The organism is Serratia ficaria (genome assembly GCF_900187015.1).
GTDB lineage: Bacteria > Pseudomonadota > Gammaproteobacteria > Enterobacterales > Enterobacteriaceae > Serratia > Serratia ficaria.
The window spans coordinates 5102640-5123380 of sequence record NZ_LT906479.1; the positions used below are offsets into that span (position 1 = coordinate 5102640).

Here is a 20741-nt window from a genome sequence, read left to right on the forward strand (position 1 = left end):
GAATATCGAACCTGATATCAACAGAATGCAGTATGTTACGCAGGCCGTTTCGCCAGGGCAAACGACTTTACTGCCGGTTTGGACAACGTTGAGGGACATTCGTCCCCTGTCGCGGCTATTTTTTTACTTGCCGGCAAGAAAGCCGTGCAACAGTAGCCACATGCGATCGGGTCCTTTAGAATCAAAGATTGGTTTCCCTGAAAGCGACTCATGATGAACGACGCGCCAGCCCCAAATTCTGCCCCATCCGTACAGCGTATTCTGATCGTAAAACTGCGCCATCATGGCGACATGCTGCTGATCACCCCGGTCATCAGCAGCCTGCGGCAAAACTACCCGCAGGCGCAGATCGATGTGCTGCTGTACCAGGAAACCCGGGAAATGCTGGCCAGCAATCCGCAGCTGACGACGATTTTCGCCATCGACCGCCAGTGGAAAAAGCAGGGCACCCGGGCGCATCTGCGCCACGAACTGGATCTGCTGCGCCGCCTCAAAGCGCAGCGTTACGACTTGGTGGTCAACCTGGCCGATCAGTGGCGCAGCGCCATCCTCACCCGCCTGACCGGCGCGCGCATTCGGCTGGGCTTCGATTTCCCCAAACGCCGCGGTTTCGTTTGGCGTCACTGCCATACCCAATTGGTGCCGGTGAGCGATCACGCTCGGCTGCACACCGTGGAACAAAACCTGTCGCTGCTGGCCCCGCTGAATCTGCCGGCGCTCAGCCAACGGGTGACCATGAGCTACCAACCGCAGGATTGGCAGGCCGGCGAGCAGCTGCTGCGCCGGCAGGGCGTGACCGGCGACTATATCGTGGTGCAGCCCACCTCGCGCTGGTTCTTCAAATGCTGGAGCGAAGAAAAGATGGCCGCGACGATCGGCGCGCTGCAGGCCGACGGCCACCAGCTGGTGATCACCTCCGGGCCGGACGCCCGGGAAAAAGCCATGGTGGAGCGCATTCTGGCGCTCTGCCCGCCGCAGGGCGTGACGTCGCTGGCCGGCCAGCTGACGCTGCGGCAGCTGGCCGCCCTCATCGACCATGCGAAACTGTTTATCGGCGTGGATTCGGTGCCGATGCACATGGCCGCAGCGTTACAAACGCCGTGCATTGCGCTGTTCGGCCCTTCCAAACTGACCTTCTGGCGGCCGTGGCAGGTTATCGGCCAGGTGATTTGGGCCGGCGACTTCGGCGAGCTGCCCGATCCGGACGCCATCAATACCGGCACCGATGAACGTTATCTTGACCTTATTCCTACAGACGCGGTGATTGCAGCCGCGCGGAGCACGCTGGCATGAAAGCATTTCGTTTGGCGATCGTTCGCCAAAAATACCGCCCGGACGGCGGGGCTGAGCGTTTCGTCTCACGCGCCCTGGAGGCGCTGGAGCAGCAGGACCTCGATCTGAACGTCATCACCCGCGAATGGCAGGGCGACGCCAATCCCAACTGGCACATTCACCTGTGCAACCCGTTGAAACTCGGCCGCATCAGCCGCGAGCGGGGCTTCGCCGAAGCGGCCAGAGCGCTGTGGCAGAAAGAACGCTTTGACCTGGTGCAAAGCCATGAACGCATCCCCGGCTGCGACATTTACCGCGCCGGTGACGGCGTGCATCGCCGCTGGCTGCTGCAGCGCGCGCGCCTGCTGCCGGAATGGCGACGCAAATGGCTGTTCTCCAACCGTTATCACCGCTATGTGATGTGCGCGGAGCGCGCGATGTACGCTGCGCCCGAGCTAAAGGCGGTGATCTGCAACGCCGAGATGATCAAACAGGAAATCATCGATGACTTTGGCGTGCCCGCCGATAAAATCACGGTGATCTATAACGCCATCGACAACCAAAAATTCTTGCCCGCCGATGCCGAACGACGCCAGCGGCTGCGCGAGCAGTATCAAATCCCTCAACGGGCTCACTGCCTGATCTTTGTCGGTTCCGGTTTTGAACGCAAGGGCCTGGCCGCCGCCATTCGCGCCGTGGCGGCGACCGACAGCCACCTGCTGGTGGTCGGCAAGGATAAGGCCGAAAAACGCTACCGGGCGCTGGCGCAGACGCTGGGCTGCAGCGATCGCCTGCACTTTATGGGCGTGCAGAAACAAACGTTGCCGTTTTATCAGGCGGCGGACGCGCTGCTGCTGCCGACGCTGTACGACCCCTTTCCCAACGTGATCCTGGAAGCGATGTCGTGCGGCCTGCCGGTGATCACCAGCACCACCTGCGGCGGGTCCGAATTTATCGTCCCTGGGCAGAACGGCTTCGTCACCGACGCCCTCGACGTTGCGGCCATCACCGAAGCGATTCGGGTGCTGCCTCGCCAGGCCATCGGCTCTGCCATGGGCGAAGCGGCCAGGCTGCGCATCATGTCGGCCACGCCGGCGCATCTCTCCGAGCAGCTTATTTCCCTGTATAACCGATTACTGGACTAGCTATGCGTATTCTGATGGTTATCGACGGCCTGCCTGGCGGCGGCGCGGAAAAAGTGGTGCTGACCCTGTGTCAGGGCATGCAGCAAATGGGGCATGACGTGAGCCTGGTCTCATTGCGCGACGTCTGCAAATACCCCATCCCCCAGGGGATCCACTACCGCGTGGTGGCGGATAACAGCCGAACGCCGTGGCGCAAGCTGACCGAGCTGCCGCGCCGCGCCGCCGCGCTGGATCGGGCGATCGCCGAGATGGAGCGCCAACACGGCGCCTTCGATCTGGCGTTCTCCAACCTGCACAAGACCGATCGCATCGTCAGCCGCAGCAAGCTGCTGGCCGCGGATCGCCTGTGGTTCTGCATTCACGGCATTTTGTCCACCTCCTACCTTGGCCACCGCAAGGGGCTGGATCGCTGGCTGAAGCAGCGCAAACTCGCCGCCGTCTACCAGGGGCGCAACATCGTCGCCGTTTCGCAGGCGGTCGGCGACGATCTGCAGCAAAATCTGCCCATTCGCCCACATCGCCTGGCGGTGATCAATAACCCGTTCGACATCGCCGCCATCCAGCGGCAGGCGGCGGAGCCTTGCGAACTGGCGGGTCAGGATTATCTGGTGCACGTCGGCCGCTTCCACCCGCACAAACGGCACGATCGCCTGCTGAGAGCCTACGCGCAATCCGGCATTCAGGCGCCGCTGGCGCTGATTGGCGCCGGCAGCGAAGCCGGCATCGCCGCAGCCAAACGGCTGGCGGCAGAGTTGGGCATTGCGGAGCGCGTGCGGTTCCTCGGTTTCCAGGCCAATCCCTATCCGTTTATTCGCCATGCGTCTTTGTTGGTGCTCAGCTCCGACAGCGAAGGCTTCGGCAACGTGCTGGTCGAGGCTTTGCTGTGCGGCACGCCGGTGGTCAGCACCCGTTGTCCGGGGGGGCCGGCGGAGATCCTGGAGAAGGCCGGCATGGCCCACGCGCTGGCGGAATTAAATGCGGATTCGCTGGCGGATAAAATGGCGCAAATTTATGCCGACCCACCGGAAATCAATCATCGGCAGTTGCTGAGCTACGGCCTTGAGCCTATTTGCCGGCAATATCTGGCGCTAAAGAAATGAAATAAGGCAGGGACCGCCCTGCCTTATTTTTCAATCAATCGAAATCTTGCATTTTCTGCCAAACTTCATCGATGGATACGTCGACACAGTCGCCCGACTCGCTTTGCAAAATATGATATCGCCCCGACCACGGATGCCAGGCATCTTTATTCGTGTCGCCGAAGAACACCACCATATCCTTATTCAGCGCCGCGGCCAGATGCATCTGCCCGCCGTCGCTGCACAGCACCTTGTCGCATAAATCGAAACCGGCCAGCAGTTCGCGCACCGATGCCGTCGGGTACAGCGCTACGCGCGCGTTTCGGCATTGCGCCAACAGCTGTTCCGCACGCCGTTGGTCGCCGATATCATCCGGCGCCAGCGTGCCCTGCGGCGACCAGAAAATCAGCACGCCGGTATCGGGATCGGCAACCAAGCGATTGATAATTTCCGCATAACGCTCAATCGGCCAGCGTCTTTTCGGACTGCGGCTGCTGATATGCACTGCGCATACCCGGCTGACCGGCGGCAACAGCTTTTGCAGACGCTGCTCCGCCTGCTGCCGCTCTTCCGGCGTCAGAAATACCCGCACCGGCGGAATCGGGATCGGCCGGTCGGTAATGGCCGAGAGATAGCTGTAGGTGCGCTCAACCTGATGCTTGCCGCTGAAATCCTCTCTGCGGAAAGGCTGATGAATTTCAGCAGTGCCCAGATCGGCGCCGATGATATGGCGGGCGCCGGCCATTTTGGCCAGCCGCAGGCTGTATTTGCAAGGCACCGGGTTAGCCAGGATCACCGCATCAAACTTTATTTTTCTCAGCCGAAGAAAAATCATCAGCCGTTCAAAATAAACGCCTAACGTGGTTTCATTTTTCGCCTTGTGCTTGGCCTTCTTATAAACGAAAACCTTCTCAAGGTGCGGGTTGTTTTTAACGACATCCTGACTGACTTTATTGATCAAAAGATAAAGCTTGGCATCCGGATAGGCAATTTTCACCCCCTCGATCAGGGGCGTTGTACAAACAAGATCGCCGATGTTATCGCGGCGGATAATTAAAATATTCTTCATTCCAAGCCTGTCAGCGAAATCACTCGCCCGTTGTCTGAAACTGACACCCAAGGTTACCAAATTAGCGCCTTTCCCTTCCAGTTATGGTACTATTCTGAATAACCCATATAAATGAAATTGATAGAATGTTGCTGCGTTTATATCAGGTACTACTCTACCTCATCCAACCCCTGATCTGGCTCCGCCTGCTGCTGCGCAGCCGCAAAGCTCCAGCCTACCGTAAACGCTGGGCAGAGCGCTATGGCTTCTGCGCCGGCAAAGTGGTGCCAGGCGGCATCATGCTGCATTCCGTCTCCGTCGGCGAAACGCTGGCCGCCATCCCGCTGGTGCGGGCGCTGCGCCACCGCTACCCCTATTTACCGATAACTGTGACCACGATGACCCCGACTGGTTCAGAGCGCGTGCAGTCCGCCTTCGGTAAAGACGTACATCATGTCTATCTGCCTTACGACCTGCCCGGCGCCATGAATCGCTTTCTGAACCAGGTGAATCCCAAGCTGGTGATCATCATGGAAACCGAGCTGTGGCCAAACCTGATCAACGCGCTGCACCAGCGCCAAATTCCGCTGGTGATCGCCAACGCGCGCCTTTCCGCCCGTTCGGCCGCCGGCTATAAAAAAATAGGCGGTTTTGTCCGCGACATGCTGCGCCGCATTACGCTGATCGCCGCCCAAAATCAGGAAGACGGCGATCGCTTCGTTGAACTCGGCCTGAAGCGCTCACAGCTGACCGTGACCGGCAGCCTGAAGTTCGATATCTCCGTCACGCCGGAACTGGCTGCCCGCGCCGTCACCCTGCGTCGCCAATGGGCGCCGCGCCGCCCGGTATGGATCGCCACCAGCACCCATGAAGGCGAAGAAAGCATTCTGTTGGCGGCGCACCGCAAACTGCTGGAAAAACACCCTGACCTGTTGCTGATTCTGGTGCCGCGCCATCCGGAGCGCTTCCCTACCGCCAAAGATCTGGTGCAGAAAGCCGGCTTCAGCTACACCCTGCGCAGCAGCGGCGAAATTCCTTCCGGCAGCACCCAGGTGGTGATCGGCGACACCATGGGCGAGCTGATGCTGCTGTACGGCATAGCCGATCTGGCCTTTGTCGGCGGCAGCCTGGTCGAACGCGGCGGGCATAACCCGCTGGAGGCCGCCGCTCACGCCATCCCGGTGCTGATGGGCCCGCATACCTTCAACTTCAAGGATATCTGCGCCAAGCTGTCGCAGGCCGAAGGGCTGATCACCGTGACCGACGTAGATTCGTTGGTGAAAGAAGTGGAAACCCTGCTGACCGACGAAGACTACCGCCGTTACTATGGCCGCCATGCGGTGGAAGTGCTGTATCAAAATCAGGGAGCGCTGCAGCGCCTGCTGCAGCTGCTGGAACCGCATCTGCCGCCCCGGAGCCACTGAATGAGCGACCGCAAACGCCTGTCGGTGGTGATGATCGCCAAGAACGAAGCCGGGCTGCTGCCGGATTGCCTGCGCTCGGTCGACTGGGCGGATGAGATAGTGGTGCTGGATTCCGGCAGCCAGGACGACAGCGTCGCCATCGCCGAAAGCATGGGCGCGAAAGTCTTTAGCCATACCGACTGGCAAGGCTTCGGCAAGCAGCGTCAGCTGGCGCAAAACCATGCCAGCCACGACTATATTCTGATGATCGACGCCGACGAGCGCGTGACCCCCGAGCTGCGCCAATCCATTGAACGGGTGCTGGCCGCGCCGGACGACGAAGCCGTTTACAGCTGCGCGCGCCGCAACCTGTTCCTCGGCCGCTTTATGCGCCACAGCGGCTGGTATCCGGATCGGGTCAACCGGCTGTACGCCAACCGTCGTTACCGCTACAACGACGATCTGGTGCATGAATCGCTCAATATCGGCAGCGCCAAAGTGATCCCGCTCAGCGGCGATCTGTTGCATCTGACCTGCCGCGATTTTTTCGCCTTCCAGCGCAAGCAGCTGCGCTATGCCGAAGAGTGGGCCAATCAGCGCCATCAGGCTGGAAAACGCTGCGGCTATCTGTCGATCCTGACCCACGCCCTTGGCGCCTTCTGCAAAACCTGGCTGCTGCGCGCCGGCTTCCTCGACGGTAAACAGGGGTTGCTGTTAGCGGTGGTCAACGCGCAATATACCTTCAATAAATATGCCGCATTATGGGCATTGGGCCGCAACTACTCAGAGAAGTGAATCATGACCAGCAAAGCCATCTATCCCGGGACTTTCGATCCCATGACCAACGGCCACCTGGATTTAGTGACGCGCGCGTCATTGATGTTCGATCACGTGATTCTGGCCATCGCCGCCAGCCCGAGCAAAAAGCCGCTGTTCAGCCTGGAAGAACGGGTGGCGCTGGCGACCCAGGTCACCTCGCATCTGGATAATGTGGAAGTGCTGGGTTTCAGCGAGTTGATGGCGCACTTCGCCGCTCATCAGAACGCCAATATCCTGGTGCGCGGCCTGCGTGCGGTGTCGGACTTTGAATACGAACTGCAGCTGGCGAACATGAACCGGCATCTGATGCCGACGCTGGAAAGCGTGTTCCTGATGCCGTCCGAAGAGTGGTCGTTTATCTCCTCCTCGCTGGTGAAGGAAGTGGCCCGCCACGGCGGCGACATTGCGCCCTTCCTGCCGGATGTCGTCACCCGGGCGCTGATGGAAAAGCTCGCCGCCCAATAATCAGTTCAACGCTGGCAGCGCCGGCAGAAGAAGGTGCTGCGCTGCCCGTGCTTGGCGGACTCTATCGGCGTGCCGCAGGTGCGGCAGGGTTCGCCGGCCCGCCCATACACCTGCAGTTCCTGCGCGAAGTATCCCGGCTTGCCGTCCGACTGCAGGAAGTCGCGCAGCGTGGTCCCGCCTTGCTCAATGGAGCGCAGCAGCACCGCCTTGATGGTTTCCGCCAACAGCGCCGCTTCCGCCTTGCTTAACGATCCCGCCTGACGATCGGGCAGGATCCCGGCGGTAAACAGCGATTCGCTGGCGTAAATATTGCCGACCCCCACCACCAGCTTGTTATCCATCAGCCAGGGTTTGATCAGGGTGCGCTTGTTGCGGGATTTTTCATACAGGTAGTCGCCGTCGAACGCCTCGCTCAGCGGCTCCGGCCCAAGGTGCGCCAGCACGTTGCTGGCCGCCAGGTCCTCACACCACAGCCAGGCGCCGAAACGGCGCGGATCGGTATAGCGCAGGATCATGCCGTTACTGATCACCAGATCGACGTGGTCGTGCTTGCCGGCCTCATCTTCGTTTTCCTCTCGCAGCATGCGCAGGCTGCCGGACATGCCGAGGTGGACGATGATCCAGCCGCGCTGCAGCTCGATCAGCAGGTATTTCGCCCGGCGCTGCACGCTGAGCACCGGCTGGTCGCTCAGCGTCAGGATCTGCTCGGAAACCGGCCAGCGCAGGCGTGCGTTGCGCACCACCGCGTACTGGATGCTGTGGCCGACAAGATAAGGTTCAATACCGCGTCGGCTGGTTTCAACCTCTGGTAATTCAGGCATCTGGCGCTCCTCCCGGTCTTTTCCTACCCTTTATAAAACAAAAAACCCGGCCGAGGCCGGGTTTTTCATTAATCCACTAAAATTATTTAATTTTAGCTTCTTTGTAGATCACGTGCTGGCGGACAACTGGATCGAATTTCTTCAGTTCCAATTTTTCCGGCTTAGTACGCTTGTTCTTCGTGGTGGTATAGAAGTGACCAGTACCAGCAGAAGAAACCAGCTTGATCTTCTCGCGAACACCTTTAGCCATGATGCAGTTCCTTAATACTTCTCACCACGGGCACGCAGATCGGCCAAGACCGTCTCAATACCCTTCTTATCGATAACACGCATACCTTTAGCAGATACACGCAGAGTTACAAAGCGCTTCTCAGCCTCAACCCAAAAACGGTGTGAGTGCAGGTTAGGCAGAAAACGGCGTTTGGTCGCGTTCATTGCGTGGGAACGGTTGTTACCGCTCACCGGGCGCTTGCCAGTAACTTGGCAGACTCGGGACATGTCTATTCTCCAAAAATCAAATCAGCTCGAGCTTCGTATAGGGTATGGCCGCCTCGTCAGGCTTTTAGAGCCCATCTCAGCAAACTTCATACTGAGGAGACTCTCGTCATCAGGTCAGAAACCACACATCAGGTCAGAAACCTGCTGAGATAGGCTCTTGCGCCAAACCCAAGATTCTCAAAGGTGGCGTAGTATACGCTCTGAAGCGTAAGTGCTCAAGTCCCGAACAGCTAAAGATCCCACAAGGATCGCGAAAAAATCGCTTAAAGCCATCCGCGCTCGGCAAAAGAGACGCATTCACCCCGACCGATCACCAAATGATCAAGCACTCGGATCTCCAATAACTGGCAGGCATTAACCACTTGCTCGGTTATCAAACGGTCGGCGTGACTGGGTTCAGCCTTACCCGAGGGGTGATTATGCGCCAGAATGATGGCGGCTGCATTAGCCTTCAACGCTGCGCGCACAATTTCTCTCGGGTAGACGACGACGCTGCTGATGGTACCAGCAAACATCTCCTGATGGCGAATAACCCGGTGCTGATTGTCTAAAAACAGTACCAAAAACACCTCGCGCTCATGGTTCGCCAGCAAACTCTGCAGGTAATGCTGGGTGATGCGCGGGTTGAGCATGGCGTTTTCCTGTGCCAGATGGCTGGAAAAAAAGCGGAACGCCAGCTCTGAAATCGCCTGCAGCTGCGCGTAGCTGGCGTTCCCCAAACCTTTCTGGCTGCAAAATAGCTGATGGTCGGCCGACATCAGGTGATACAGCGAACCGAATTGGCGCAGCAGCTGCTCCGCCAACTGCATCACGTGCAGACCCGGCAGCCCGGTGCGCAGAAACAGGGCCAGCAGCTCCGCATCGGACAGCGCCGCCGCGCCATGACTCAACAGTTTTTCCCGCGGCGCCAACGCGCCTGGCCACAATGCGATCGCCTGATTGCTCATCATGCTCCTCCCTGAAAGCGTCACAGCATGCCATGCGCCGGTTGGGGCCTCGACAGGTGATTGATAACATTGCGAAGTGCTGCGCAAAGTGCGATGTAACGGGCTGCAGATACTGCGGAATCGCTCACCTGTCCGGCGGTTATGCTAAAATGGCGCATCTTTCGGCTTTCAATCGGACAATCATGATGACGGGACTTTCCGGCAAACATATTGTGCTTGGCATCAGCGGCGGCATCGCCGCCTACAAATGCCCAGAGCTGGTGCGCCGCCTGCGAGACAGGGGCGCGGAGGTGCGTGTGGTAATGACCGGCGCGGCCAAGGCGTTCATCACGCCGCTGACGCTGCAGGCCGTTTCCGGCCACCCGGTCGCCGACGATCTGCTGGATCCCGCCGCCGAAGCCGCCATGGGCCATATCGAGCTCGGCAAATGGGCGGATCTGGTGATTCTGGCCCCGGCGACCGCCGATCTGCTGGCGCGCGTCGCCGCCGGCATGGCCAACGATCTGCTGACCACCGTCTGCCTGGCCACCGACGCGCCCATCGCGGCCGCGCCGGCCATGAACCAGCAGATGTATCGCGCCGCCGCAACCCAGGCCAACCTGCAAACGCTGCAGGCACGCGGCATGCTGCTCTGGGGGCCGGACAGCGGCAGCCAGGCCTGCGGCGACGTCGGCCCGGGGCGCATGCTGGACCCGCTGGACATCGTCGAGCTGGCGAACGGCCATTTTTCCACACCGCAGGATCTGCAACATTTGCAGGTTATGATCACCGCCGGCCCCACGCGTGAAGCGCTGGATCCGGTGCGTTACATCAGCAACCACAGCTCCGGCAAGATGGGCTTCGCCATCGCACGCGCCGCCGCCGCCCGCGGCGCACAGGTCACGTTGATCGCCGGGCCGGTCAACCTGCCGACGCCGCCTTGGGTCACCCGCGTGAACGTCACCAGCGCGCTGGAGATGGAGCAGGCGGTGCAACAGCGCGCCGCTCAGCAGAATATTTTCATTTCCTGCGCCGCCGTCGCCGATTATCGCCCCGAACAGATCGCCGATGAAAAAATTAAAAAACAGGGTGATGAGATCGTCCTCAAGATGGTAAAAAACCCCGACATCGTCGCCGGCGTGGCGGCCATGGCTAAAAATCGACCGTTTGTCGTGGGGTTTGCCGCCGAAACCCAGAATGTGGAAGAATACGCGCGGCAAAAACTGGCGCGTAAGAAGCTGGATCTAATTTGCGCTAATGATGTATCGCTTGCAGAGCATGGGTTCAACAGTGACACCAATGCGCTGCACCTTTTTTGGCAGGATGGAGAAAAGCGCCTGGCGCTGAGCGACAAGGCACTCCTTGGCCAACGTTTAATAGACGAGATAGTCAGCCGTTATGATGAAAAAAATCGACGTTAAGATCCTCGACCCGCGCATCGGTCAGGATTTCCCGCTACCGACCTACGCCACCCCTGGCTCCGCCGGCCTGGACCTGCGCGCCTGCCTGGACAGCGCGGTGGAACTGGCGCCGGGTGAAACCACGCTGCTGCCTACCGGCCTGGCGATTCATATCGCCGACGCCAGCCTGGCTGCGGTGATCCTGCCGCGCTCCGGCCTCGGTCATAAACACGGCGTGGTGCTGGGCAACCTGGTCGGCCTGATCGACTCCGATTATCAGGGCCAGCTGATGGTGTCCGTTTGGAACCGCGGCCAGAAGTCCTTCACCATCGAGCCGGGCGAACGCATTGCGCAGATGGTGTTCGTGCCGGTAGTGCAGGCCGAATTCAATCTGGTGGAAGAGTTCGACAGCAGCGAACGTGGCGCCGGCGGCTTTGGCCACTCGGGCCGCCACTAAGCGCCGCCCGATAAACGCAGGCCGACAGGGAAATGTCGTCTGAAATCTTGCCGCCCCGGAGAGAAGGACAGCTCCACGGCAAGGTTTGTCAGGCAACGGTTACAGCGCAAGCAGGCAGCGCGGAGAACAAGGGTCGTTAAGACCGCTGACCCCAGCATCGTAAAAAAGCTATCACATAAGCCGCACAGAGTTTTCTCTGCAGCGGCCGGTGCGCGGGTTTCCGTCAGTTAAGCAGTTTTAGCAAGGGTCTAATCAGACATGGCAGAAAAAGAAAATACCAAAAGGAACCGGCGCGAGGAAATATTGCAGGCGTTAGCCCAGATGCTGGAATCCAGCGACGGCAGCCAGCGTATCACCACCGCCAAGCTTGCCGCTAACGTCGGTGTCTCCGAAGCTGCGCTGTATCGGCATTTTCCCAGTAAAACGAAGATGTTCGACAGCCTGATCGAGTTTATTGAAGACAGCCTGATCACCCGCATCAACCTGATTTTACAGGACGAAAAAGAGACGTTTAACCGCCTGCGCCTGATTTTGCTGCTGGTGCTGGGCTTTGCGGAACGCAACCCGGGGCTGACGCGCATCATGACCGGCCACGCGCTGATGTTTGAGCAGGACCGCCTGCAGGGCCGCATCAACCAGCTGTTCGAACGCATCGAGGCGCAGCTGCGCCAGGTGCTGAAGGAGCGCAAGCTGAGGGAAGGGAAAGGCTTTATCGTCGATGAGACGCTGCTGGCCAGCCAACTGCTGGCGTTCTGCGAAGGCATGCTGTCGCGCTACGTGCGCTCCGAATTCCGCTACCGCCCCACGCAGGAATTCGACGGCCGCTGGCCGCTGTTGGCGGCTCAGCTGCAGTAACAACAACGCCGGGCGCCCGCCCGGCGTTGTTACTTTAGACGCCGTACTGCTCGCGATAGGCGCGCACCGCCGCCAGGCTCGCCGCCATTTCCGGCTTCTCTTCCAGATACGTAATCAAATCCTTCAGCGTCACGATAGAGATCACCTTGCAGTGATAGTCACGCTCCACTTCCTGAATGGCGGAAATATCCGCGCGGCCGCGTTCCTGACGGTCGAGCGAGATCAGCACGCCCGCCAGGGTTGCGCCGCTGGCGCCGATAATTTCCATCGACTCGCGGATCGCGGTGCCTGCGGTGATCACATCGTCCACCAGCATCACGCGGCCCTGCAGCGGGCTGCCCACCAGCGTGCCGCCTTCGCCATGGGTCTTGGCTTCCTTGCGGTTAAAGCAGTAAGGCACATCGCGCTCGTGATGTTCCGCCAGCGCCACCGCCGTGGTGGTGGCGATCGGAATGCCTTTATACGCCGGCCCAAACAGCAGATCGAAATCAATGCCGGAGTCCATCAGCGCTTCGGCGTAAAAACGCCCTAACAGCGCGAGATCACGCCCGGTATTAAACAGGCCGGCGTTGAAGAAATATGGGCTGGTGCGGCCGGATTTCAGGGTGAACTCGCCGAATTTCAATACCTGCTTGTTAAGCGCGAACTCGATAAACTGGCGCTGATAGGCTTTCATTACTGCTTCTCCTCGTCTGGTCTTGATGTCTTGTTGGTGCCGCCGCCCGATCTGCGGGCGTAAAAAAGGCGACTTCTCAGTCGCCTTGAAAAATCAGTCCGCCAGCGCCGCTTTCTGCGCCTGGAAGATGGTTTCGATGCCCCCTCGGGCCAGCGCCAATAGCGCCAGCAGCTCATCGTGGCTGAACGGCTCGCCTTCGGCGGTGCCCTGCACTTCGATCATGCGGCCGTCTTCCATCATCACCACGTTCATGTCGGTTTCCGCTGCGGAGTCTTCAACATACTCCAGGTCGCACAGCGCTTCGCCGTTGACGATGCCGACGGACACCGCCGCCACCAGCCCTTTCATCGGGTTGGCTTTCAGCTTGCCGTTGGCCACCAGCGCATTCAGCGCATCGGCCAGCGCCACGCAGGCGCCGGAAATGGAGGCGGTGCGGGTACCGCCGTCGGCCTGCAGGACGTCGCAGTCCAGGGTGATGGTGAACTCACCGAGCTTTTTCAGATCGACCGCGGCGCGCAGCGAGCGGGCGATCAGGCGCTGGATTTCCAGGGTACGGCCGCCCTGCTTGCCTTTGGCGGCTTCGCGCGCATTGCGGCTGTGGGTAGAGCGCGGCAGCATGCCGTACTCCGCGGTGATCCACCCCTGGCCCTGGCCTTTCAGGAAGCGCGGAACGCCCTCTTCTACCGTGGCGGTGCACAAAACTTTGGTATCGCCAAACTCAACCAGCACTGAGCCTTCTGCGTGTTTGGTATAGTGACGGGTCAGTGTCAGTGGGCGAACGTGTTGTGGTGCTCTGCCTGCAGGACGCATGGGCTTTCTCCGGCTTCAAATCAACTATTGGCTGCGCATTATACGGGCTTCGTGACGTAATGCCTATCCTGCCCGCAGCGGCGACGCTATAATCGCCCCATCTTTTCCTATTACGGGTACGCACAATGATCCGCAGCATGACCGCCTACGCCCGGCGTGAAATCAAGGGTGAATGGGGCAGCGCAGCCTGGGAGCTGCGTTCCGTTAACCAGCGTTACTTAGAAACCTACATCCGCCTGCCGGAACAATTCCGCAGCCTTGAGCCGGTGATCCGCGAACGTATCCGTGGCCGTCTGACCCGTGGCAAAGTCGAGTGCAACCTGCGCTTCGAACTGGACCCGAGCGCGCAAAGCTCGATGATCCTGAACGAAAAACTGGCCAAACAGCTGGTCGAAGCCGCCAACTGGGTGAAAATGCAGAGCGACGAAGGGGAAATCGATCCGATCGACGTACTGCGCTGGCCGGGCGTGATGTCCGCTCAGGAACAGGATCTGGACGCCATCAGCGCCGAGCTGATGCAGGCGCTGGACGGCGCGCTGGATGACTTCATCGCCGCGCGCGAAAGCGAAGGCACCGCGCTGAAAGCCCTGATCGAGCAGCGTCTCGACGGCGTCAGCGCCGAGGTGGTCAAGGTGCGCGCCCAGATGCCGAACATTCTGCAGTGGCAGCGCGAGCGTCTGGTCAGCAAGCTGGAAGAAGCCCAGGTGCAGTTGGAAAACACCCGCCTGGAGCAAGAGCTGGTGCTGATGGCGCAGCGCATCGACGTGGCCGAAGAGCTGGACCGCCTGGAAGCGCACGTGAAGGAAACGCGCAACATCCTGAAGAAAAAAGAAGCCGTGGGCCGTCGCCTCGACTTTATGATGCAAGAGTTCAACCGCGAATCGAATACGCTGGCTTCCAAATCGATCAATGCCGAGGTCACTACCTCCGCTATCGAGCTGAAGGTGCTGATCGAGCAGATGCGCGAGCAGATCCAGAACATCGAATGATCCCGCTTCGCCTTATCAAGCCCGCGCTATGCGGGCTTTTTTATCGCCGCAGGTTGCAGGTTAGCGCCGCCAGCGCGATGCCCGACACCGGCGTTGATTTTGTTTATGAAAAACTGCCGAGCCGCGGGCCGGAATGACAATCGGCACCTTATCCCGCATACGATAAGTATTTTGTTCCAATTATCACGTAAGGTAATGAAAGGTCGACAAAGCTGTGGCTAAATGTGTTTTTTCCTGCCCGTTAGCCGTACGGACTCTTTATGCCGCAAATTCTGCAATTTATTATGGCCCTGGTGGTGATCATCGCCCTGGCGCTGTTGGTCAGCAATGACCGCAAAAAAATCCGCCTGCGTTACATCATTCAGCTGCTGGTGATCGAGGGCGCACTGGCCTACTTCTTCCTGCATTCAGCCAGCGGCCTCAGCGTGGTCAAGCACGTCGCCGGCTTCTTCGAAATTCTGCTCACCTACGCCGCGCAAGGTTCGGAATTTGTGTTTGGCGGCATGAGCAAAGACGGCATGGCGTTCATCTTCCTCGGCGTGTTGTGCCCGATAATCTTTATTTCCGCGCTGATCGGCATTTTGCAGCATTTCCGCATTCTGCCGCTGGTTATCCGCCTGGTCGGCACCCTGTTGTCCAAGGTCAACGGCATGGGCAAGCTGGAATCGTTCAACGCCGTCAGCACCCTGGTGCTGGGGCAATCGGAAAACTTCATCGCCTACAAGGGGATCATCGGCGATATCTCGCCGCGCCGCATGTACACCATGGCCGCCACCGCCATGTCGACGGTATCGATGTCGATCGTCGGCGCCTATATGTCGATGATCGACGCCCAATACGTGGTGGCGGCGCTGATCCTCAACATGTTCAGCACCTTCATTATCCTCTCGATCATCAACCCCTATCAGGTCGAAGACGAACCGGAGCTGAAGCTGAGCAAGCTGCATGAAGACCAGAGCTTCTTCGAAATGCTGGGCGAATATATCCTGGCCGGCTTCAAGATTGCGATGATTATCGCCGCGATGCTGATCGGTTTTATTGCGCTGATCTCCGCCGTCAACGCGCTGTTCTCCGCCGTATTCGGCATCAGCTTCCAGCAGATCCTGGGCTATGTGTTCTATCCGCTGGCCTGGCTGATCGGTATTCCGGCACAGGACGCGCTGCGGGCCGGCAGCATCATGGCGACCAAGCTGGTGGCCAATGAATTTGTGGCGATGATCGAACTGAAAAAAATCGCCGCAGAGATGACGCCGCGCGGGTTGGGCATCCTGTCGGTGTTCCTGGTATCGTTCGCCAACTTTGCCTCTATCGGCATCGTCGCCGGGGCGATCAAAGGGTTGAACGAACGCCAGGGCAACGTGGTTTCCCGCTTTGGCCTGAAGCTGGTTTACGGCGCCACGTTGGTCAGCCTGCTGTCGGCCGCCGTCGCCGGGCTGGTGCTGTAATCGCCTATCCCGGCCTGAAGGCCGGGATAACCATCAAAACGTCACGCACACCGGCGCATCCACCCGCATCACCGAATCCTGCGCAAACTGCTGCTTATAGCCGCTGCGCAGGGCTTCGATATTCCCCTCGCTCGCCTTGCCCGGCGTGTGGATCAGCATCAGCGCCTTGCTGTTCTCTCGCGCCAGCTTGCCGTCATTGCCCAGCCACTGCCCCCTGGCGTCAAACACCGAAAGCCCGTCTCTAAACCGCGGCGTCACCTGCCGATCGACAAAGGTTTGCCATTCGGCGGCGCTAATCACCGGCCCCGCCGGGCGGTTAAGGCCGAAGTAGAGCGTGGTTTGCACCATGGGATCGCCAATGCTGCAGGTGGGCGTTGCCGGCGCGGCGCAGCCGCTCAGCAAGATGGCGGCCGTCAGCGCCGCAGTCAGCCTGGGGGAAAGGGTCATGATGTCGTGGTTCCTCGTCGAAAAACGTTGGGGCATGGGCATCGCATGCAAAAAGCATAGTCAGCAGCGGAAACTAACGCGAAATTTCTAATGCGTACGGTAAGGGTACAATGTTAAAAAATGCAGCCGGCAAGAACGAAAACGCCAAGTATAATTAGATAAAATAATCCGAAAAGCCATTGGTGAAAAAAACTCAGTGGCGTTGCTCCCCGGCGAAGATTACCCTGCCGGCCTTGATGTTTATCCCAGCCACCCTGTGAAAATCTTATGTTACTGAGCATTCTTTATATCATCGGCATCACTGCCGAAGCCATGACCGGCGCTCTGGCCGCCGGGCGCCGCCAAATGGACATGTTTGGCGTGATTATCATCGCCTCGGTCACGGCGATCGGCGGCGGCTCGGTACGCGATATGCTGCTCGGGCATTTCCCGCTGGGCTGGGTCAAACATCCCGAGTATATCGTCATCGTCGCCATTGCGGCGATCGTCACCACCTGGGTGGCGCCGCTGATGCGCCACCTGCGCCGTCTGTTTTTGGTGCTGGACGCCGTCGGCCTGATCGTATTTTCCATCATAGGCGCGCAGGTGGCGCGGGATATGGGGCACAGCGCGATCATCGCCGCGATCGCCGCGGTGATCACCGGCGTGTTCGGCGGCGTGCTGCGCGACATGTTCTGCAACCGCATCCCGTTGGTCTTCCAGAAGGAAATCTACGCCGGCATCTCCTTCAGCGCCGCCTGGCTGTATATCGGCCTGCAACACCTGAGCCTGCCGCATAACCTGGTGGTGATCATCACCCTGGTGGCCGGGCTGAGCGCACGCCTGATCGCCCTGCGTTTCCGCCTTGGCCTGCCGGTATTCAACTATCAGCATCCGGATCACTGATCGCGCGGCGGCGATAGCGCCGCCGTACGATGCAAAACCACGGAAATTTCCCGATACGCTGCGCAAATCCGCCATTTTGACGTTTTTTCAGCACAAAGCCGCGGGCAAAATGCGAGCTAACGCTGCATCCGGCGCGTTAGCCGTGTATACTGTGCGGAGAAAATACACATCCGCTGTTATTGGCATATCAACCGCTATCAACGAACATCATCATGGCTCAAGGCACGCTTTATATTGTCTCTGCTCCCAGTGGCGCAGGTAAATCAAGTCTGATTCAGGCTTTGTTAAAGACGCAACCGCTGTACGACACGCAGGTTTCGGTTTCGCACACCACGCGCGACAGCCGCCCGGGTGAACTTCACGGCGAGCATTATTTCTTCGTCTCAAAAGATGAATTCCGCCGGATGATTGAGCAGGATGCGTTTCTTGAGCATGCCGAAGTGTTCGGCAACTATTACGGCACCTCGCGCGCCGCCATCGAGCAAGTGCTGTCGACCGGCGTGGATGTCTTCCTGGATATCGACTGGCAGGGCGCGCAGCAAATCCGCGCCAAAATGCCGCAGGCGCGCAGCATCTTTATCCTGCCGCCGTCCAAGGAAGAGCTGGGCCGCCGCCTGCGCGGCCGCGGGCAAGATTCCGAAGAGGTGATCGCCAAGCGCATGGCCCAGGCCGTGGCGGAAATGACGCACTACGCGGAGTACGATTATTTAATCGTGAACGATGATTTCGATCTGGCGCTGTCCGATCTGAAAACCATTATTCGCGCCGAACGCCTGCGTTTAGGCCGCCAATTACTGCGGCATGACGCTTTAATCAGCAAACTATTGGCAGACTGAAGGCAGTTTCAGTATTATGCCCAGTCTTTTCGTCACCTGTGGAGTAGCACAAATATGGCACGCGTAACTGTTCAAGACGCTGTAGAGAAAATTGGTAACCGTTTTGACCTGGTGTTGGTCGCTGCTCGTCGGGCGCGTCAGATCCAGACCGGCGGCAAAGATGCACTGGTTCCGGAAGAGAACGACAAGTATACCGTTATCGCCCTGCGCGAAATCGAAGAAGGCCTGATCACCAGCCAGATCCTCGATGTGCGTGAGCGCCAGGAGCAGCAAGAGCAGGAAGCCGCAGAGATCCAAGCGGTTACCGCGATTGCTGAAGGTCGTCGTTAATTAGACTGCGAGTCTGCCTTGTACCTGTTTGAAAGCCTGAATCTGCTGATTCAACGTTACCTGCCTGAGGAGCAGATTAAGCGCCTCAAACAGGCATACCTCGTTGCACGTGATGCCCACGAGGGACAGACACGCTCCAGCGGTGAGCCCTACATTACTCACCCGGTCGCCGTGGCCTGCATTCTGGCGGAAATGCGTCTCGATCACGAGACGCTGATGGCAGCCCTGCTGCACGACGTCATCGAAGACACCCCGGCCACCTATCAGGATATGGAACAGCTGTTCGGCAAGAGCGTCGCCGAACTGGTTGAAGGCGTATCCAAGCTCGACAAGCTGAAGTTCCAGGATAAAAAAGAAGCGCAGGCGGAAAACTTCCGCAAGATGATCATGGCGATGGTGCAGGATATCCGCGTCGTGCTGATCAAGCTGGCTGACCGTACGCACAACATGCGCACCCTCGGCTCGCTGCGCCCCGACAAACGGCGGCGCATCGCGCGTGAAACCCTGGAAATCTACAGCCCGTTGGCCCACCGCCTGGGTATTCACCACCTGAAAACCGAGCTGGAAGAGCTGGGCTTTGAGGCGCTGTACCCGAACCGCTACCGCGTGATCAAAGAAGTGGTGAAAGCCGCACGCGGCAACCGTAAGGAGATGATTCAAAAAATCCTCTCCGAGATCGAAGGGCGGTTGACCGAGGCCGGCATTCCCTGCCGCGTCAGCGGGCGGGAAAAACACCTCTACTCCATCTACCTCAAGATGCACCTGAAAGAGCAGCGCTTCCATTCGATTATGGATATTTACGCGTTCCGGGTGATCGTGAAAGAGGTGGATACCTGCTATCGGGTGCTCGGTCAGGTTCACAGCCTGTATAAACCGCGTCCGGGCCGGGTAAAAGACTATATCGCCATTCCCAAGGCCAACGGCTATCAATCGCTGCATACTTCGCTGATCGGCCCGCACGGCGTGCCGGTAGAAGTGCAGATCCGTACCGAAGACATGGATCAGATGGCCGAAATGGGGGTCGCCGCGCACTGGGCTTATAAAGAAAAAGAACAGGGCGAGACCGGCACCACCGCACAAATCCGCGCCCAGCGCTGGATGCAGAGCCTGCTGGAGCTGCAGCAAAGCGCCGGCAGCTCGTTCGAATTTATCGAGAGCGTCAAATCCGATCTGTTCCCGGATGAGATTTACGTTTTCACCCCGGAAGGCCGCATCGTCGAACTGCCCGCCGGCGCGACGCCGGTCGACTTCGCCTATGCGGTGCATACCGATATCGGCCATGCCTGCGTCGGCGCGCGCGTCGATCGCCAGCCGTATCCGCTGTCGCAGTCGCTGACCAGCGGCCAGACGGTAGAGATCATCACCGCGCCGGGCGCGCGGCCAAACGCCGCCTGGCTGAATTTTGTCGTCAGCTCCAAGGCGCGCGCCAAAATCCGCCAGATGCTGAAAAACCTCAAGCGCGACGACTCGGTCGGCCTCGGCCGCCGTTTGCTGAACCATGCGCTGGGCGGCAGCCGCAAACTGGCTGAGATCCCGCAGGAAAATATCCAGCACGAGCTGGAGCGCATGAAGCTGGCGACGCTGGACGACCTGCTGGCGGAAATCGGCCTCGGCAACGCCATGAGCGTGGTGGTGGCCAAGAACCTGCAGGGCGATCAGTCCAGCCTGGGCGCGTCTTCCGGCGTGCGCAATCTGGCGATCAAGGGCGCGGACGGCGTGCTGATCACCTTCGCCAAGTGCTGCCGGCCTATTCCGGGCGACCCGATTATCGCCCACGTCAGCCCGGGCAAAGGGCTGGTGATCCACCACGAGTCCTGCCGCAACATCCGCGGCTACCAGAAAGAGCCCGAGAAATTCATGGCGGTAGAGTGGGATAAAGAGACCGAGCAGGAGTTCATCGCCGAGATCAAGGTGGATATGTTCAACCACCAGGGCGCGCTGGCCAACCTGACGGCGGCCATCAACGCGGCCGAGTCCAATATTCAAAGCCTGAATACCGAAGAGAAAGACGGTCGGGTTTATAGCGCCTTTATCCGCTTGACCACCCGCGATCGCATCCATTTGGCAAACATTATGCGTAAAATCCGTATCATGCCGGATGTGATTAAAGTTAACCGCAACCGAAATTAGCGCTT

23 protein-coding genes are annotated in these 20741 nt (G+C 59.2%); 15 read left to right on the top strand and 8 right to left on the bottom strand.

Annotation, left to right across the window (positions count from 1 at the left end; translation table 11 throughout):
• The first annotated feature begins 210 nt into the window (after window positions 1–210).
• From rfaQ to CKW09_RS23850, 3 genes are read left to right on the top strand one after another with little or no spacing between them, the layout of a single operon-like run.
• Complete coding sequence (rfaQ, locus tag CKW09_RS23840; protein WP_061799611.1) at window positions 211–1293, top strand: putative lipopolysaccharide heptosyltransferase III; 1083 nt, start codon at window positions 211–213, stop codon at window positions 1291–1293.
• On the top strand, window positions 1290–2417 hold the full coding sequence (locus CKW09_RS23845) for a glycosyltransferase family 4 protein (protein WP_095099850.1): 1128 nt from the start codon (window positions 1290–1292) through the stop codon (window positions 2415–2417). Before rfaQ ends, CKW09_RS23845 begins: the two co-directional genes overlap by 4 nt.
• A gap of 2 nt (window positions 2418–2419) precedes the next feature.
• Window positions 2420–3517, top strand: coding sequence for a glycosyltransferase (locus CKW09_RS23850; RefSeq protein ID WP_061799613.1), 1098 nt, complete (start codon window positions 2420–2422; stop codon window positions 3515–3517).
• A 34-nt stretch (window positions 3518–3551) separates the two neighbouring features.
• On the opposite strand, the gene CKW09_RS23855 is transcribed toward CKW09_RS23850, so the two are convergent.
• The gene (locus CKW09_RS23855; protein WP_061799615.1) at window positions 3552–4565 is read right to left on the bottom strand and encodes a glycosyltransferase family 9 protein; all 1014 of its coding nucleotides are present in this window, start codon (window positions 4563–4565) and stop codon (window positions 3552–3554) included.
• Window positions 4566–4690: 125 nt separating this feature from the next.
• On the opposite strand from CKW09_RS23855, the gene waaA reads away from it, so the two are divergent.
• The 3 genes from waaA to coaD are packed head-to-tail and all read left to right on the top strand — an operon-like array spanning window position 4691 to window position 7231.
• Window positions 4691–5968 (top strand): lipid IV(A) 3-deoxy-D-manno-octulosonic acid transferase, encoded by a 1278-nt coding sequence (waaA, locus tag CKW09_RS23860; RefSeq protein WP_061799616.1) that lies wholly within the window; start codon window positions 4691–4693, stop codon window positions 5966–5968.
• A complete protein-coding gene (locus tag CKW09_RS23865; protein WP_061799617.1) occupies window positions 5969–6742 on the top strand; it encodes a glycosyltransferase family 2 protein in 774 nt (257 codons plus the stop codon).
• A 3-nt stretch (window positions 6743–6745) separates the two neighbouring features.
• Window positions 6746–7231, top strand: a complete 486-nt coding sequence (gene coaD / locus CKW09_RS23870; RefSeq protein ID WP_061799618.1) for a pantetheine-phosphate adenylyltransferase — start codon at window positions 6746–6748, stop codon at window positions 7229–7231.
• Window positions 7232–7236: 5 nt separating this feature from the next.
• Here coaD and mutM read toward each other — a convergent pair whose 3' ends face one another.
• From mutM to radC, 4 genes are all read right to left on the bottom strand, one after another.
• A complete protein-coding gene (gene mutM, locus CKW09_RS23875) occupies window positions 7237–8052 on the bottom strand; it encodes a bifunctional DNA-formamidopyrimidine glycosylase/DNA-(apurinic or apyrimidinic site) lyase (RefSeq protein WP_061799619.1) in 816 nt (271 codons plus the stop codon).
• Between the two features lie 82 nt (window positions 8053–8134).
• Entirely contained in the window at window positions 8135–8302 is a 168-nt protein-coding gene (gene rpmG, locus CKW09_RS23880) for a 50S ribosomal protein L33 (RefSeq protein ID WP_004392084.1), read from the bottom strand.
• Window positions 8303–8313: 11 nt separating this feature from the next.
• Window positions 8314–8550, bottom strand: a complete 237-nt coding sequence (rpmB, locus tag CKW09_RS23885; RefSeq protein ID WP_004931195.1) for a 50S ribosomal protein L28 — start codon at window positions 8548–8550, stop codon at window positions 8314–8316.
• Window positions 8551–8813: 263 nt separating this feature from the next.
• Window positions 8814–9497 (bottom strand): RadC family protein, encoded by a 684-nt coding sequence (gene radC / locus CKW09_RS23890; RefSeq protein WP_061799621.1) that lies wholly within the window; start codon window positions 9495–9497, stop codon window positions 8814–8816.
• A 182-nt stretch (window positions 9498–9679) separates the two neighbouring features.
• Between radC and coaBC the strand changes: the two genes are divergently transcribed.
• The 3 genes from coaBC (at window position 9680) to slmA (ending at window position 12188) form a co-directional block, all read left to right on the top strand.
• The gene (gene coaBC, locus CKW09_RS23895; RefSeq protein WP_161990710.1) at window positions 9680–10897 is read left to right on the top strand and encodes a bifunctional phosphopantothenoylcysteine decarboxylase/phosphopantothenate--cysteine ligase CoaBC; all 1218 of its coding nucleotides are present in this window, start codon (window positions 9680–9682) and stop codon (window positions 10895–10897) included.
• Complete coding sequence (dut, locus tag CKW09_RS23900) at window positions 10875–11333, top strand: dUTP diphosphatase (RefSeq protein WP_061799623.1); 459 nt, start codon at window positions 10875–10877, stop codon at window positions 11331–11333. The genes coaBC and dut overlap by 23 nt, the downstream gene beginning before the upstream one ends.
• Before the next feature lie 258 nt (window positions 11334–11591).
• Window positions 11592–12188 carry a nucleoid occlusion factor SlmA gene (gene slmA, locus CKW09_RS23905; protein WP_061799624.1) on the top strand — a complete coding sequence of 199 codons (597 nt, stop codon included), beginning with the start codon at window positions 11592–11594 and terminating at the stop codon, window positions 12186–12188.
• Window positions 12189–12222: 34 nt separating this feature from the next.
• Here the strand turns inward: slmA and pyrE are convergent, their stop codons facing one another.
• Window positions 12223–12864, bottom strand: coding sequence for an orotate phosphoribosyltransferase (gene pyrE, locus CKW09_RS23910; RefSeq protein ID WP_061799625.1), 642 nt, complete (start codon window positions 12862–12864; stop codon window positions 12223–12225).
• A 93-nt stretch (window positions 12865–12957) separates the two neighbouring features.
• Complete coding sequence (gene rph, locus CKW09_RS23915) at window positions 12958–13674, bottom strand: ribonuclease PH (RefSeq protein WP_061799627.1); 717 nt, start codon at window positions 13672–13674, stop codon at window positions 12958–12960.
• Window positions 13675–13799: 125 nt separating this feature from the next.
• Here rph and CKW09_RS23920 point away from each other — a divergent pair, with 125 nt between their 5' ends.
• Window positions 13800–14663, top strand: coding sequence for a YicC/YloC family endoribonuclease (locus tag CKW09_RS23920; RefSeq protein WP_095099855.1), 864 nt, complete (start codon window positions 13800–13802; stop codon window positions 14661–14663).
• A 260-nt stretch (window positions 14664–14923) separates the two neighbouring features.
• Window positions 14924–16108 (top strand): NupC/NupG family nucleoside CNT transporter, encoded by a 1185-nt coding sequence (locus CKW09_RS23925; RefSeq protein ID WP_061799629.1) that lies wholly within the window; start codon window positions 14924–14926, stop codon window positions 16106–16108.
• A 33-nt stretch (window positions 16109–16141) separates the two neighbouring features.
• On the opposite strand, the gene CKW09_RS23930 is transcribed toward CKW09_RS23925, so the two are convergent.
• On the bottom strand, window positions 16142–16555 hold the full coding sequence (locus CKW09_RS23930) for a DUF3574 domain-containing protein (protein WP_061799630.1): 414 nt from the start codon (window positions 16553–16555) through the stop codon (window positions 16142–16144).
• A 267-nt stretch (window positions 16556–16822) separates the two neighbouring features.
• Here CKW09_RS23930 and CKW09_RS23935 point away from each other — a divergent pair, with 267 nt between their 5' ends.
• The 4 genes from CKW09_RS23935 to spoT all read left to right on the top strand — a co-directional run bounded on the left by CKW09_RS23935 (window position 16823) and on the right by spoT (window position 20736).
• Entirely contained in the window at window positions 16823–17440 is a 618-nt protein-coding gene (locus tag CKW09_RS23935) for a trimeric intracellular cation channel family protein (protein WP_095099859.1), read from the top strand.
• 212 nt (window positions 17441–17652) lie between these two features.
• On the top strand, window positions 17653–18276 hold the full coding sequence (gene gmk, locus CKW09_RS23940; RefSeq protein WP_061799631.1) for a guanylate kinase: 624 nt from the start codon (window positions 17653–17655) through the stop codon (window positions 18274–18276).
• A 54-nt stretch (window positions 18277–18330) separates the two neighbouring features.
• Window positions 18331–18606 carry a DNA-directed RNA polymerase subunit omega gene (rpoZ, locus tag CKW09_RS23945; protein ID WP_004931221.1) on the top strand — a complete coding sequence of 92 codons (276 nt, stop codon included), beginning with the start codon at window positions 18331–18333 and terminating at the stop codon, window positions 18604–18606.
• 18 nt (window positions 18607–18624) lie between these two features.
• Window positions 18625–20736 (top strand): bifunctional GTP diphosphokinase/guanosine-3',5'-bis pyrophosphate 3'-pyrophosphohydrolase, encoded by a 2112-nt coding sequence (gene spoT, locus CKW09_RS23950; protein ID WP_061799632.1) that lies wholly within the window; start codon window positions 18625–18627, stop codon window positions 20734–20736.
• Window positions 20737–20741 lie beyond the last annotated feature (5 nt).

Excerpts from the sequence above, each read along its gene's own strand:
- rfaQ (WP_061799611.1), top strand. The coding sequence starts at position 211 with ATGATGAACGACGCGCCAGCCCCAAATTCTGCCCCATCCGTACAGCGT.
- CKW09_RS23845 (WP_095099850.1), top strand. The coding sequence starts at position 1,290 with ATGAAAGCATTTCGTTTGGCGATCGTTCGCCAAAAATACCGCCCGGAC.
- CKW09_RS23850 (WP_061799613.1), top strand. The coding sequence starts at position 2,420 with ATGCGTATTCTGATGGTTATCGACGGCCTGCCTGGCGGCGGCGCGGAA.
- CKW09_RS23855 (WP_061799615.1), bottom strand. The coding sequence starts at position 4,565 with ATGAAGAATATTTTAATTATCCGCCGCGATAACATCGGCGATCTTGTT.
- waaA (WP_061799616.1), top strand. The coding sequence starts at position 4,691 with ATGTTGCTGCGTTTATATCAGGTACTACTCTACCTCATCCAACCCCTG.
- CKW09_RS23865 (WP_061799617.1), top strand. The coding sequence starts at position 5,969 with ATGAGCGACCGCAAACGCCTGTCGGTGGTGATGATCGCCAAGAACGAA.
- coaD (WP_061799618.1), top strand. The coding sequence starts at position 6,746 with ATGACCAGCAAAGCCATCTATCCCGGGACTTTCGATCCCATGACCAAC.
- mutM (WP_061799619.1), bottom strand. The coding sequence starts at position 8,052 with ATGCCTGAATTACCAGAGGTTGAAACCAGCCGACGCGGTATTGAACCT.
- rpmG (WP_004392084.1), bottom strand. The coding sequence starts at position 8,302 with ATGGCTAAAGGTGTTCGCGAGAAGATCAAGCTGGTTTCTTCTGCTGGT.
- rpmB (WP_004931195.1), bottom strand. The coding sequence starts at position 8,550 with ATGTCCCGAGTCTGCCAAGTTACTGGCAAGCGCCCGGTGAGCGGTAAC.
- radC (WP_061799621.1), bottom strand. The coding sequence starts at position 9,497 with ATGAGCAATCAGGCGATCGCATTGTGGCCAGGCGCGTTGGCGCCGCGG.
- coaBC (WP_161990710.1), top strand. The coding sequence starts at position 9,680 with ATGATGACGGGACTTTCCGGCAAACATATTGTGCTTGGCATCAGCGGC.
- dut (WP_061799623.1), top strand. The coding sequence starts at position 10,875 with ATGATGAAAAAAATCGACGTTAAGATCCTCGACCCGCGCATCGGTCAG.
- slmA (WP_061799624.1), top strand. The coding sequence starts at position 11,592 with ATGGCAGAAAAAGAAAATACCAAAAGGAACCGGCGCGAGGAAATATTG.
- pyrE (WP_061799625.1), bottom strand. The coding sequence starts at position 12,864 with ATGAAAGCCTATCAGCGCCAGTTTATCGAGTTCGCGCTTAACAAGCAG.
- rph (WP_061799627.1), bottom strand. The coding sequence starts at position 13,674 with ATGCGTCCTGCAGGCAGAGCACCACAACACGTTCGCCCACTGACACTG.
- CKW09_RS23920 (WP_095099855.1), top strand. The coding sequence starts at position 13,800 with ATGATCCGCAGCATGACCGCCTACGCCCGGCGTGAAATCAAGGGTGAA.
- CKW09_RS23925 (WP_061799629.1), top strand. The coding sequence starts at position 14,924 with ATGCCGCAAATTCTGCAATTTATTATGGCCCTGGTGGTGATCATCGCC.
- CKW09_RS23930 (WP_061799630.1), bottom strand. The coding sequence starts at position 16,555 with ATGACCCTTTCCCCCAGGCTGACTGCGGCGCTGACGGCCGCCATCTTG.
- CKW09_RS23935 (WP_095099859.1), top strand. The coding sequence starts at position 16,823 with ATGTTACTGAGCATTCTTTATATCATCGGCATCACTGCCGAAGCCATG.
- gmk (WP_061799631.1), top strand. The coding sequence starts at position 17,653 with ATGGCTCAAGGCACGCTTTATATTGTCTCTGCTCCCAGTGGCGCAGGT.
- rpoZ (WP_004931221.1), top strand. The coding sequence starts at position 18,331 with ATGGCACGCGTAACTGTTCAAGACGCTGTAGAGAAAATTGGTAACCGT.